Raw genomic sequence first — 13627 nt, forward strand, 5'->3', positions numbered from 1 at the left:
ATTTAAATATTTAGAGCGGATTTATCACTTATAAAACTGAATTGAGTGGTCTAATTAACGGAACCACCTCAATGTATTGAGAAAAAATGTCTGATTCAAACTTCACTAAACTCAAAATTGCGTCAAAGATTGCAGCTTCAAATAGGAATACTGTACTCTTTCTTTAATCAAAAAATCTCCGACAAACCCGGTACGGTTCAAGTATAAGCAGAGGAAAACTATGGACGTTCTATTTTCGAATTTTTTAGATAAACCTGTTTGGATGTGGATTTTCTTTATCCTTATTGTACTTGTCCTGCTTATTCTAGATCTTGGAGTATTTCATCGTAAGGTAAGAGAGATTGGTGTTAAAGAAAGCTTAGCACTATCAGCATTTTATATTACATTAGGTTTACTTTTCGGCGCATGGGTGTGGTGGTATCTCGGACCCACGGCAGGGATTAACTATGTAACCGGTTTTGTAATTGAAAAATCATTAGCGATGGATAATATCTTTGTCATTGCAATGATTTTTTCATATTTCTCGATACCAAGAATTTATCAGCATAGAGTCTTATTTTGGGGAATTATAGGTGTAATTTTTCTAAGAGCTATCATGATTGGCGTGGGCGCAACACTGGTCAGCCAATTTTCATGGGTTCTTTATATATTTGCAGCCTTTCTTATTTTTACAGGGATAAAAATGTGGCTAAGTGTTGATAAAGAATATGAAGTCGGAAATTCTCCTATTTTGAACTTTATTAAAAAAAGATTTCGTGTCACTGAGCAGCTTCATGCAGAGAAGTTCTGGGTGAAAAAGATTGATCCAAAAACTAACCAATTAACCTGGTTTATGACACCACTTTTTCTAGCCTTGATCATGATTGAATTTGTAGATCTGATCTTTGCAATAGATAGTGTTCCTGCGATTTTTGCGATTACGACAGATCCATTTATTGTTTATACTTCAAATATTTTCGCAATTTTGGGATTACGTGCTTTATATTTTGCCCTATCAGCAATGGTCGACCGCTTCCATTATTTGAAGTACGCATTAGCAGTATTGTTAGTCTTTATTGGATCAAAAATTTTTATAGCTGATGGATTAGGTATAGCAAAAATTCCACCGCCAGTCTCCCTTTCGATCACGTTCATCATCTTGTTTACAGGAATTCTATACTCTCTTTGGAAAACAAAAGATCAAAGTACTCATAGGTAAAAATTACAATCCTTTAAATAATTAATAGCTACCAATAAAACAGTGGCTGTTAATTATTCTGATTATAAGTTTTCCTAAAATTAACATAATACACGTTATACGAATCTAAAAATGGGAGCCTAAGCTCCCATTTTTATTGATGATTTTTTAATTCTTTAAGCATGGCATCCCGTAAAATTTTATTCATTCGTGTTTGATAGCCTTTGCCTTGGGCTTTTAGCCACTGCATGACATCTGCATCGATGCGAACCGTAGTTACTTGTTTAGTCGGCTTGTAAAATGGATTTTGCACTGCATTTTTCCAGAAGCTGTCATCAAGTTCAGGAATATCTGAAAAATCGATTTCACTGTCTGGACGTTTATCTAATGCTTCAAGTCTTGCCTTTTGTTCTTCAGACAAAACAGGAGGATTATTCAAATCCATTTTGTAAGTAACGGTTTTGCTCATACTGTTTCCTCTCTTTTTTCTCTGCCTGTCGTGCCGAAATAATGCGGATATGATCCATCCCATTATGGTCTTGTACTGTGTGGGCCACCAATAAAACAGCTTGCCCATGTACCATACCTATCGCTTGCCAACGATATTCACCATTTTCAAAGCGATCCTGTTTATATAAGGCATGAGCATCGTAAAAAACCAATGTTGCATCTTCAAAAGCTACACCATGTTTTTTGAGGTTTGTTTCTGCTTTATGCTCATCCCATGAAAACTCAATTTCCATAGTTGCATCGCTTTTTGTTAATATAAAAATGTTAATACAAAATTGTAAATTTTGCAAAGTTGTTCCATTTTCTATTGGCAAAATCTTACAGAATCGAACATAAAAAAGCCGACTTGTTTCAAAGTCGGCTTTTTACGGATTTTAGGGTTGAGTGTTAGATTTTAAGTCATTGATTTTTATATTAATATACAAGTGTATTGCGTATAACCGCCATTATGTTAAATGGACTGTAAATTGGTGGAAAAATCTAGTTTTTAAAATTTCCAATAAGAGTTTTTATGTTAAATCACCAATAAGATGGTTTTAAAATGGGCTTTTTCTTAGTTGATATTCTATCAGGGAACTGATTTTGGTTTAGTTCGGATTCTTTTACGACTTTTCTCGACCAATCTGCTAATTCGATTAAAGATCCAGGAGGAGTTCTTTTTAAATTTTCTCGTTGTGGGAAAATTAAGCCAATTTTCATAGACGGAAAGTCTTCTTTTATCATTTTTAGCGCTGGAGTCATATCAGTATCTCCTGAGACTAAAAGAATTTGTTCAATCTTAGATAGATCATTAGCTAATTTTTGAGATTCCAAAAGTGCTGTTCTATACATATACAATGCAACATTTACATCAGTTTCTTTTTCTTCTAAAAGCCAGATATCACATGATTTATTTCGATCAGCTTTTTCTCCCTTTTTGTAAATGGGAGCCCTAGCTCTTTCTAATTTATGACGCCCCATGATGACTTCTATATTGGAACTTTTTAGAGCACGGATATATGTTTTTTGAGCTTCGTCTGATAAGACGCCTCGACGGGCTAAATCTGGTTTAATTGGCGATGTAAAATAAGTGATTTTTTCTAATTGAAAGGATGGATTTTGAATATACAAAATCTGTTCGATTAGTTTTCGTAAGTCTAACCACTTATAAGAAGTATTATTTAATAAGCCGTAATAGAAATTATATCCATCAACAAAACAAGCAGTTTTCAAAATTTAAATCCTTTAAACGAAAAAACCGACATAAAATGCCGGTCTTTTCACCCTAACGACTATCGAACTTAATCAATATGTACAGGGTTTAGTCGTACATTCATTATCTATCATCTATTATAACTTACAACCATTTTATTTTGTGAATAAACCTTGACAAATAAAAAATCCTATCACATACTTGCTTAAGCAAGTATGTGATAGGATTTTTTATTTGTCATAATTCAATTACTTGCAGTATTGACTCACCCTAGATAACAGCTAAAATGGATCAGAGATCCATTTTAGCTGTTATCTAGGGTGAGTCATATATGATGCGCTATTTTCTTAGCCTTTAGCTTATTACAATTAAAAGATAAGAATTAATTTACTCCTCCCCTTTTGCCTTTATATCATCTCTCTTATATTGTTATAACTTATTATTTTTATATGAGTTTATAATGAAACTAGTATCAATAACTTTAGAAAATTTTAGGGGTTATAAAGAACCTGCAACCTTATTAGTTGATAATTCTTTCACTGGAATTACGGGGAAAAATGATGCTGGAAAGTCTACCGTTTTAGAGGCATTAGATATCTTTTTCGGTAATTCAAGTATTGATAGAGAAGATAAAAATATTGATGCAGATGGAAGCATTAAAATAACATGTACCTTTGACAACTATCCGAAATTTTTGAGTCTAGATAGCGGCTCACAGACTAGCTTAGAAGGTGAGTATTTACTTAATAAAAACAAACTACTACAAATTTGTAAGACCTTTGATTTTAGTGCTAGTCGAGCAAGCGAGAAAGTATCGTTAATTTGTATGTATCCTTCAAACGAAGGACTGAATGACCTCATTTATTTGAAACAGGCTGATCTTAAGAAGCGAATTACAGCTAGAGGACTAAATTCAGATGATGTTGCTGATTTAAGGTCTAATGCATCTATTCGAAATTTTTTATATGAATCAGAAATTCTAAATTTTTCAGAACAAGAAATTTTATTAAATAAAGAAGATGCTAAAGATATTTGGACAAGCTTATTAAAACATTTACCTATTTATGCTTTATTTAAGTCAGATCGTAATAGTAATGATCAAGACTCTGAGGTTCAGGACCCCTTAAAACTTGCTATTAAATTAGCTCTTGCAGATATTCAGCCACAACTGGACGAAATTCAAAAGCATATTAAAACAAGAGTTGTGAATGTAGCACAACGAACACTGGCGAAGCTTGCTGAAATGGACTCTTCTTTAGCTGAAGATTTAATACCTGACTTTACTAAGGAGCCTGATTGGAAGACATTATTTAAGTTATCCCTTTCTTCTGAAAAAGGTATTGCTATAAATAAAAGGGGAAGTGGTGTCAGACGTTTAATTTTATTAAATTTCTTTAGAGCTGAAGCTGAAAGAAAGATGAGTGAGTCATCTGGTAACTCTATAATTTATGCTATTGAAGAGCCTGAAACATCTCAACATCCCTCGAACCAAGAAATGTTGATAAAGGCACTAATTAAACTATCAGAATTTCCTAAAACTCAAGTTATGGTCACAACGCATGTGCCCGCATTAGCAGGTCTGATGCCGTTAGATAGTTTGAGGTATATTTATAAATCAGATGAAACACATCGTATTGATCATCCAAGTGATGACCTTTATGAATATATTTCGCAAGAATTAGGTATTTATCCTGTTAAGGAGATCCAAAGCAGTGGTGCGAAAGGTTTTATATTTGTAGAAGGCATTTCAGATGTGGTTTTTCTAAAGCATATCTTTCTAAAATTACATGAAAGTTCTCAAATAAAACGAAATTACATCGAAGATAAGAATGTTCATGTATTAATAAGTGGTGGAAGTGGAAATCTAAAACATTGGGTTAATTACAAGCTTATAGAATCTCTAGGAAAACCTTGGTGTGCTTTTTTTGATTCTGATAATGATGGATCAAATTGTTCAGACTATCTTTCAAATATTGAACTTCAAAAAAAATATAATGAACAAGGAGTTCTGTTTTATTTGACTAAAAAACGGGAATGCGAAAATTATTTGCATCCTAATCTAATTAAACGGATTTCTAATGGAGAGTTAGACTATGTGGTAGATCCTTATGAAGATCAAAAGGAAAAACTGCATCCCTTAATTGCTCCATATAAATCGGTCAGAAAGACACAATTAGTTGAAAAACTGTGGTCTCAGATGTCTTCAGAAGAAGTTATAGAGGTAAGTAATTTAGAAAATGGGGAAAATGAATTCGTTAATTTCGTCAATTTATTGGAGGAGAAGTTCAATTTAAGTTAGCTCTAAACATATGTAACTTATTGAAGAATTTCTAAAATTAACATAATACACCTTATACGTAATGTGTTATAATTTTCCTTAGAAATCAATGCTGTAGTTTCTAGTTGATAGCCCATCTTCCCCAAGTTGGGCTTTTTTTATGATTTTTCATGTTTCACGTTCAAAAAACAATCAATGTTCCACGGTTTTGTTTAGCTTTGGCGAATAATCAATGGATGCCATTGAAGCCTTTTAGGTCTTCCGTTTTCTCAAAAATGAAGTCTCTACGATCCAGGATTAGGCAGTTTTTATTGTGTCGTCTAATTGATCGTGTTGCCTTACTGATGTCGTGACAATCCCAAAATCGGTCTGTTCCTGTGATTGCCGCTATGGGGTGTGCATCTTGTGCAATATAAATCAGGGCAACTACTATTTGTCTGCCGTTTTCATAGCGTTTCCTGGCGAATACAACATGATGTGCAATCTTAAGAAATTGGACTGTAGATTTATTTAAGCGTTCTTGAACAGACATAACTTATCTCCAAAAGCATAAGTTATTATATCAACTAATTTGCAACTAATTGTTGTTTTATATTAGCCATAAGGTTTAAAAAAACGGCTCCAGAACCCCCTTTTTTCTAGTTCTGGCTCAATATGTTCAAATGGCGATTCAGCGTTTAATTGGTTTTGGAGAAAAAGCAGAATTTAAGGAAATTCTGGCAATTTTAAGAAGGCAGAAGCCTCATAGGATAAGGGTTCTGTGAAATTTGTCGTGTACAGAGGAATTTATTACTAATTTTTATCCTATTGTGCTTAGCGCATGAATTCTTCACAGACATATATCTAAAAAAGTGTAGCAAGTTGCTACACTTTCTCCTAAATAAGCTCTTTCCCAAAAATATCATTCAGTCTTTCACGAATACTTTGAACGAATTCCGGATTATTTTTAAGTTTATGCTTCATATTTCGTTTAAAGTCATTCAGACCCATACCAATTTCAGCAAAATCCATTTGGAATAAAGTGTCATTAATAACGATATTTGCTTGAGAGTCAGTGAGACATCCTACTTTTTTAAACCACTTCTTGAATTGCTGATAATTTTCATGATTATTAAAAATATACCAAGAACGTATATTCGTATCGAATTTCGCCCCCAATTCTTTTACGAATGCATTGTCTTCAAATGGAACATCAAGATAGATTTTTTCAATTACTGCAATTTCATCCGGTGCTTTATCAGCAATCCGATGATGCAGTTTAAAATTCACACCCACGATTGGACGGCCTTTCTTAACGGTTTCATATTCTAATTGTAGGTCTGTATTTTCATTAATTTCTGCCACTATTTTGTCTAATACATAGCGTCTAAAGTCTACCCAGCGATCATATTTGGTTTCATTAATATCAATCAGTGCTTTCAAGTTTTCCAAAAGTAATGGCACTTCATAACTCTTTTGATTGGCGTACTTGAATTCGTTTTTAATGAAATACGTATAAAGACTCATACTAGCAACAGAATCCAAGGCAAAAAGATGTTTTAGCTGATAGGTGGTAAAATTTCCCCCCGCCAGTTGAGTGAAATACGGTAATACCTCATTGGTAAAACGAATCTGAATCGCATTTTTAGAGTCATCTTCCCATCTTAACTCACGGATAATGGGAACGACAGAATGTACTTTTTTAGTTTTTCTCTTACCATCATCAGCAGGCTCCTCAATAATAAAATGAGCCACCCGGGATGACAGTTCTTTATAGATGCGGTCTATTGCAACATTAATTGAATTACGTTTATTCAATCCTAATAAATCTGCCAGATCATCCTTATACAAATAAATATAGGTTTGTTCGGTGATTTCACCATTTACCCTATTTTTCTCACTATAATTCGCAACTGCCATTGCATATAGAAGCGCTTTGTATTCATTGGCTGATAACTCGATTGGGCGAATTAAACGGTTACTGGTACTGACAACACCATTATGGCGAATGTTGCCTATACAGTAAGGAATATAATTCGATTCTTCTTGCAATGATTCAGATTCTGTCATAACCGTGGTATTTATAATTTGACTTAGTTTTTATATACAAAAGTGGAAAAACTTTCAAGACTTTCACCACAAGATTCTAAAAGTGGAAGGTTTGTCATCAAAAAAAGCGTTTTATCCGGTTTTTTGCCTTTAAAGTGGAATTAAATATAATATTTCCACCCTATAGTGACAGACCTTCCACCTTTAGCTCCTAAATTACATTTCAGAATGCCTATTTTTACTTGTTTTCATCCACATTCAGGTAGGTTAAGTCAGATAGAAACCCTGATGTGACAAGGCTTCCACCTTTCAGTTAGATTTGAAAGGTATAACTGTACATATAATCATCAGGAAATATCCAATAAAAACAGATTATCCACAGGTTAAAAATATACAGTGACAACCTTTCCACCTTTAAAGCTTATTTACGGGACTTTATTAACATCCTAAATTATTGTTTTTTTGCTATTTTATTATAAAAATAGCAGTTTAAAAAATAGCAGTGACAAACCTTCCACCCTAGTGACAGACCTTCCACTTTACAGTGACAGACCTTCCACTTTAGGATGACAAACCTTCCACCTTAGAGTGACAGACCTTCCACCTTACGGTGACATACCTTCCACTTTACGGTGACATACCTTCCACTTTTAAAAACATAAGTTTTTGTTTTATATAACAAAAATATGCTCTTAATTATTAATTAGCTAAATAACTAATTATTCTAATTATTAATTAAGCTAGCCTATTTAAAGATTTATTTTTTAAGCTGTTTTACATCTGAACAAATAGGTTTATAAATTTAAAAACTATAGTAAGATAAGTGAAAGTTATTTATATTACTAGACATTCAAATACGGAATCATCTGACACGCATGTCTGCAAAAATTATTACTGTTGCTAACCATAAAGGCGGATGTGGCAAAACAACGACTGTTGTGCACCTCGCCTCAGAACTTGCTAATCTGGGCAACAAAGTTTTAGTCATTGATTTAGATCCTCAAGCAAACGCAAGTTTACATATTGGGATCCAACATCCAAGCGAAATTGTTGTGACTACAGCAGAATTACTGGTGGGCGATATTTCGTTGTTGGCAGATGCATTACAAGAAGAAACGAACTTTGAAAAAGTATCATTAATTTATGGTTCCTTGAATTTAGGAAAAACAGAAGACCAACTAAAAGAAGAAGCTCCCCGTCCTTCTGAAGAGTTAAATATCAAGCTAGAACTGTTAAAAGATCTTTATGACTTCATATTGATTGATTGTCCACCTAGTCTTAAATTATTAACCAGCAATGCGCTGGCATCTTCAACCCATGTCATTATCCCTATCGAATCCGGATCACAATATGGACTGTATGGGGTAACAGATCTTTTAAACCATCTTGAAAAGATCAAACGTATTAATCCAGATTTAGAGCTTTTAGGCGCTTTACTGATTAAGCATGATGAACGTCAGAATGTTTGTAAACTGATTCGGGATGAAGCCTTAAAACAGGTGGGCAAAATTTTAGAAACCACCATTCCTCAAAGTACTAAAGTCAATCAAGCAGCGATTCTGCAACAATCACTTTTGAAAGTAGAAAAAAATTCAAAAGTACGTAAGGCTTTTGAAAGCCTTGCCAATGAAATTGTAGCGAAAGTATAAACCTGAGAGCATTATGGCAAGCACCAAAGAGCTTTTAGCTCAGAAACTGAAACAGAATACAGAAAAACATCAGCAAGCACAGAAAGATAATATTAAAGAGCTAAAAGAATTTAGACGTAATGTCCCTATTGAGGATATCAGCCGCAGTCCAAACCAGCCGCGTAAAGTCTTTGAAGAGTCACAGTTAAAGGAACTGGCGGATTCTATTAATGAAATCGGCCTCTTGCAGCCCATTACAGTGCGTAAACTGGATAATCTGAAATATGAACTGATTGCAGGCGAGCGACGCTTACGGGCGCATCAGCTACTCGGTAAGTCTGTGATTGAAGCCATTATCATTGATGCAAATGATGTAGAAGCATCTTTGTTAACCTTGGCAGAAAATTTAAAGCGTCAGGATCTGACAGATTATGAAATTTTTATTGGCCTGAACTCTCTCGATGAGAAATTAAAGAAAAACAAGCAACGTTTAGCCAATTCACTGGGTTTAAATCGCGAAGATATGTACAAGTATTTAGCGTACGAAAGGCTGCCTCAAGCAATTTTAAATGACCTTGATCTGGAACCAGGCCTGCTAGGTCGTACTGCTGCAACTGCATTCAAAAAATTTCTATCGGATCATCTGGAACAACTTTCTGAGGCCGAAACGGCTTTACTCGGGGCTTGGGAAAAAGTAAAAGACAAAAAACTTGAGCAAAGCAAAGTTACTGCCTATGCTGAAAAATTATTGAGTCAGGATCCAGAAAAACTGACCACGACATCAGTAGTCAGAAAAATTGAATATGCGGGTAAGATTGCGGGGAATATTAAACTGAATCAAAAACAGCTTAAGGTTTCTCTGAATATCTCGGAAATTGACGAAGCCAGTCTATTACAACTAGAAGATTTTTTAAAACAGCTGATTCAAAAAAGCGAAAAAGTGTAGCAAGTTGCTACACTTTTTTTAATAACCTCAAACCAATTATATTCTCATGCATTATTGAAATTTATTTTCTTAAGTACACTTCTTTGTATTTTGCCTGATCCTAGACAGTATCGTGGACAACAAATCCCTCTAAATTCTTAAAATATTTCTGTTCAAAGGCTTCTGGGCTTAACCAGCCGTTTGCGGAATGCCTTCTGACCCGATTGTAATAAATCTCAATATAGTCAATGAACCGTACCAGGTTTGTCGGAGACTCAATATTCTGAGAGACTATTCCGATGAAAAAACCAAACTATACCCCCGAAATTAGAGAAAGAGCGGTTCAATTATTGATTGAATCTGAAAAAGATTATCCTTCTACTTGGGCTGCAATCACCGCTATTGCTCCCTGAGCAGTATACTGCGCAAGGGTTGTACTCCTGAAACTCTACGTGTTTGGTATCAAAAATATTTAGATAAACAAAACCCAATTAAAGTACAGCAACTTTCAGATCAAGAACGTATTAAACAACTCGAACGTGAAAATAAAGAACTGCAACGTGCTAACGAAATTCTACGTAAAGCAGCCGCTTTTTTCGCCCAGGCGGAGCTCGACCGCCCACACAAATAATGGTGGATTTTATCCAGAACAATAAAGATCGATATGGTGTTGAAGCGATTTGTAGGATTTTACCGATTGCAGCTTCGACCTATTATCGGGCTTTAGATCTCGTTGATAACCCAGAACATCGAGCGAAACGTGCTCTGCATGATTTACATCATGCAGAGCAAATCAAACGTATTTGGAAAGAAAGTTTAGGTCGATATGGTGTGCGTAAGGTCTGGCAACAATTGAAACGTGAAGGTTATGTTATCGCACGTTGTACAGTTGCTCGATTGATGCAGAAGCTAGGTATACAAGGTGTTTGGCGTGGTAAGAATAAACAAACCACCCGTAGCCGAGATGATCAAAAACGAGCAGATGACTTAGTAAAACGCAATTTTAATGCAGATCATCCTGACCAGCTGTGGGTCGCTGACTTCACGTATATTCAAACTCATTCAGGCTGGGTCTATACCGCCTTTATTATTGATGTGTTCTCGCGAGCAATTGTTGGATGGAAAGTATCAACACGTATGAATACAGATATGGTGCTCGATGCACTGGAGCAAGCATTGCATGATCGAGGCATGCCAAAGAACGTGATTCATCATAGTGACAGAGGCGTGCAATATCTTTCCATTCGTTATACCAATCGTTTAGAAGCAGCAAATTTACGAGCATCAGTCGGTACGACCGGTGATTCATACGATAATGCTTTGGCTGAAACGGTGAATGGCTTATACAAAACAGAGGTGATTGAATATTTAAAAGCAGATTGGCAAGGTTTAGCGGATGTACAACTTGCGACATTAAATTGGGTAGATTGGTTCAACAAAAAGCGTGTACACAGTGCACTGGGTTATGTATCGCCTTTTGAGTTTGAAGCAATGTACTATGATAAGATTAATCCGTTAGGTCAGGTGGCCTAACTTAAATAAAAAAGTCTCCGATAAACCCGGTACGGTTCACAAACAAGACTGTATTCGCTTCTTTTCGAGTGGCAAACACACTGCCATGGACCACATGACCTTTCAATGTATGAAAGAAGCTTTCGGTCACTGCATTATCCCAACAGTTTCCCCTGCGTGACATACTTTGAACGCAGTTATTCGTCAATAATAGCGCCCTAAAATCACGACTACAGTACTGTGAGCCTTGGTCCGAATGCACCATGACACCCATTGGATACCCCTGACGAGCCATTGCATAATGAAACGCATCACACACCAATTGACGGTCTATTCGATGGCTGGTTTGCCAACCGACAATACGACGGCTGAATAGATCCAGCATCACACACAAATACAGCCAACCTTGCTTAGTACGGATATAGGTAATATCCGTTGTCCAGATCTTATTGGGTTCATTGACCGTAAATTGACGATCCAACAAGTTAGGCGCTGTAGGCAAACGATGGTTTGAATCAGTCGTATACTTGTATTTACGTGCAATCCTGCTACGTAAACCAAGCTTTTTAAGCATTCTTCCAACGGTTCGTTCGCTCATGCTGTAACCTAAATCATGCATGTCATGTACCAATGAAGGTGCACCCAATCGTGCATGATGCTGCCAATATACGGCTTTTAAATCATTATATTTCTGCGCTGGATTGGCCTGGCGTTTTCGCCAGGCATAATAGCCTGAAGTGCTGACACCCAGGCATTGACAGGCAGAAGATACAGTGACTTCATTCACATCCAGATCTTGAATTACCGTGTACTTTTCTTGGCATGATCTGTCAGAAAGTACACATGCGCTTTTTTTAAGATGTCATTGGCTTCCCTGAGCTGTTTGACTTCTTTCTCTAATTCTAAGATCCGCTGTTGTTCTGGTGAAAGTTGACGTTTGCTTGAACCTACTGGATTGGCTTCACGAATCCATTTGTCTAAAGTTGAATAACCCACACCTAATTTCTGGGCGATTGCAGCTATAGGTTCGTGGGAGTTTGAAAGTGCATAATCAATCGCTTGCTGTTTAAATTCAGGACTAAAACGTTTAGCCATTTCTTGAATCTCCAAAGATTAAAGTTACGTTATCTTTAGAGGGACGTGCTGTCCATTATTTTGGCTAGGATCAAAGTATGGCTTTGTTGCACAAACATTTAAAAGTTAAAATGTCTTTGTACGCCACGATCAATTCTATAGCCCTGTGAAGCAACAAATTTCGATTCACTTAGATACTGATGTTCTTGCATTTAACGAGTCTGGCATCTAATCGAGTTGTCGTAAAATTTAAAACATGCTGCCTACGATAGCTCAATTAAAAATATTTGTGTAGATAGCTCCTTGAGGGTAGAACTGGCTGTTTGCAGGTTCGCTACGCAGTAGTCAACGAGCAGCGAACATCATGACCCTGATCCAGTCAGCAAAGATGAATGGGCTATATGCCTATTTAAGTGATGTGCTGAAAGGTTGCCGACACATAAAGTGACCCAAATAGTTACTGCGACACCGCTTGGAACCTGAACCGAATTAAAAAATAGCGATGGGGTTCAGCGGATGCTTACCAAAATTTGAGGCGAGGCACATGATTTTCTGCTCAATTTAAACTGCTTTAACAGCATATCGATCACTTTGACAAGCTCAAAGATTTACATCTTAGGCGGTTTTTTCACTTGGTTTTTATGACTGGATTTAATAATTTTTTGTTGAAACTGTTTATGAAAATTGAGGGGTTGTAACTAATATAGTGGGGAAGATTGCAGAATATTAGATATTTTAAAATCATAAATATTTGAATAATATTGTTATTGTCAATATTTGCTAAAAAATCTTCAAAAGTAAATAAAAAAAATGTTATAAAACTTTGTGTGTTAATTTTTGGTCATTTATTATGATTTTTGCTCAGTCAGCAAGCAACACTGCCCTCTTTCTTTATCAGTTTATTCTTCCTTTCGTGACCACAACACCAAAGCTACTTAAGTTGAAGAAGGAGGTGGGGAGTCTGATGAAACAGAAACCAGACAGGAATAAAGACAAACAGAAGGAATTTACAAAATGCTATGTGCAGATATGGCAGCAGATTATCGAGATCTTAAAAACGGACAGTGCCGTGCGTGCACATGTGCACTATATGCCACAGCTGCAGTTGATCCGTGAACTTGATATTTATATTGATCCAGAAGTGCAGGCTGATGTTTTTGGTCAGTCAGGGAAACTCAGTGCCTATTTTTTGATGACGTTTTTTAACTTGCGCAACGAGGAGGCTAAAAAACAAGTTAAAGAGCTCCTGAAAATTAAGCGTCAGTGTGATCTTAGTCCTGAAGAAAAAATTGAATTGTGAGTC

Annotated in this window: 10 protein-coding genes, 4 pseudogenes and 1 other annotated feature; of the genes and pseudogenes, 7 read left to right on the forward strand and 7 right to left on the reverse strand. The window is 35.8% G+C overall.

Annotated elements, in window-relative coordinates; translation table 11 throughout:
• Nucleotides 1–220 precede the first annotated feature (220 nt).
• The gene (locus tag F973_RS07885) at nucleotides 221–1198 is read left to right on the forward strand and encodes a TerC family protein (RefSeq protein ID WP_004761028.1); all 978 of its coding nucleotides are present in this window, start codon (nucleotides 221–223) and stop codon (nucleotides 1196–1198) included.
• A 133-nt stretch (nucleotides 1199–1331) separates the two neighbouring features.
• Here the strand turns inward: F973_RS07885 and F973_RS07890 are convergent, their stop codons facing one another.
• The 3 genes from F973_RS07890 to F973_RS07900 form a co-directional block, all read right to left on the reverse strand.
• Entirely contained in the window at nucleotides 1332–1646 is a 315-nt protein-coding gene (locus F973_RS07890; RefSeq protein ID WP_004740255.1) for a BrnA antitoxin family protein, read from the reverse strand.
• Complete coding sequence (locus F973_RS07895; protein ID WP_004761029.1) at nucleotides 1609–1920, reverse strand: BrnT family toxin; 312 nt, start codon at nucleotides 1918–1920, stop codon at nucleotides 1609–1611. The genes F973_RS07890 and F973_RS07895 overlap by 38 nt, the downstream gene beginning before the upstream one ends.
• Before the next feature lie 286 nt (nucleotides 1921–2206).
• On the reverse strand, nucleotides 2207–2899 hold the full coding sequence (locus F973_RS07900) for an NYN domain-containing protein (protein ID WP_004761030.1): 693 nt from the start codon (nucleotides 2897–2899) through the stop codon (nucleotides 2207–2209).
• A gap of 440 nt (nucleotides 2900–3339) precedes the next feature.
• Here F973_RS07900 and F973_RS07905 point away from each other — a divergent pair, with 440 nt between their 5' ends.
• The gene (locus tag F973_RS07905; RefSeq protein ID WP_004761031.1) at nucleotides 3340–5178 is read left to right on the forward strand and encodes an AAA family ATPase; all 1839 of its coding nucleotides are present in this window, start codon (nucleotides 3340–3342) and stop codon (nucleotides 5176–5178) included.
• A gap of 208 nt (nucleotides 5179–5386) precedes the next feature.
• On the opposite strand, the gene F973_RS07910 is transcribed toward F973_RS07905, so the two are convergent.
• Both F973_RS07910 and F973_RS07915 read right to left on the reverse strand, forming a co-directional pair.
• On the reverse strand, nucleotides 5387–5689 hold the full coding sequence (locus F973_RS07910) for a hypothetical protein (protein WP_004676056.1): 303 nt from the start codon (nucleotides 5687–5689) through the stop codon (nucleotides 5387–5389).
• 344 nt (nucleotides 5690–6033) lie between these two features.
• Nucleotides 6034–7206, reverse strand: coding sequence for a replication initiation protein (locus F973_RS07915; protein WP_004761033.1), 1173 nt, complete (start codon nucleotides 7204–7206; stop codon nucleotides 6034–6036).
• Nucleotides 7207–8060: 854 nt separating this feature from the next.
• Between F973_RS07915 and F973_RS07920 the strand changes: the two genes are divergently transcribed.
• Together F973_RS07920 and F973_RS07925 are read left to right on the forward strand one after the other, a co-directional pair.
• The gene (locus F973_RS07920) at nucleotides 8061–8834 is read left to right on the forward strand and encodes a ParA family protein (RefSeq protein ID WP_001274705.1); all 774 of its coding nucleotides are present in this window, start codon (nucleotides 8061–8063) and stop codon (nucleotides 8832–8834) included.
• A 13-nt stretch (nucleotides 8835–8847) separates the two neighbouring features.
• Nucleotides 8848–9759: a ParB/RepB/Spo0J family partition protein gene (locus F973_RS07925; protein ID WP_004761035.1), complete on the forward strand. Its 912-nt coding sequence runs from the start codon at nucleotides 8848–8850 to the stop codon at nucleotides 9757–9759.
• Between the two features lie 100 nt (nucleotides 9760–9859).
• Here F973_RS07925 and F973_RS15080 read toward each other — a convergent pair.
• Nucleotides 9860–10003, reverse strand: a pseudogene (locus F973_RS15080) (IS3 family transposase); the annotation flags it as partial.
• 34 nt (nucleotides 10004–10037) lie between these two features.
• On the opposite strand from F973_RS15080, the pseudogene F973_RS07935 reads away from it, so the two are divergent.
• Nucleotides 10038–11271: pseudogene (locus F973_RS07935) on the forward strand (IS3 family transposase).
• Nucleotides 10327–10443 (forward strand) — a sequence feature (AL1L pseudoknot). (Overlaps the previous pseudogene by 117 nt.)
• A gap of 40 nt (nucleotides 11272–11311) precedes the next feature.
• Here F973_RS07935 and F973_RS07940 read toward each other — a convergent pair.
• A pseudogene (locus tag F973_RS07940) lies at nucleotides 11312–12345 on the reverse strand (IS3 family transposase); the annotation flags it as partial.
• A 292-nt stretch (nucleotides 12346–12637) separates the two neighbouring features.
• On the opposite strand from F973_RS07940, the pseudogene F973_RS15240 reads away from it, so the two are divergent.
• Together F973_RS15240 and F973_RS07950 are read left to right on the forward strand one after the other, a co-directional pair.
• Nucleotides 12638–12807 (forward strand): annotated as a pseudogene (locus F973_RS15240) (transposase domain-containing protein); the annotation flags it as partial.
• Nucleotides 12808–13174: 367 nt separating this feature from the next.
• Nucleotides 13175–13624 carry a hypothetical protein gene (locus F973_RS07950; protein WP_004761045.1) on the forward strand — a complete coding sequence of 150 codons (450 nt, stop codon included), beginning with the start codon at nucleotides 13175–13177 and terminating at the stop codon, nucleotides 13622–13624.
• Nucleotides 13625–13627: the final 3 nt, after the last annotated feature.

The organism is Acinetobacter sp. CIP 102129 (assembly GCF_000368305.1).
In the GTDB taxonomy this organism is placed as follows: Bacteria; Pseudomonadota; Gammaproteobacteria; order Pseudomonadales; family Moraxellaceae; genus Acinetobacter; species Acinetobacter parvus.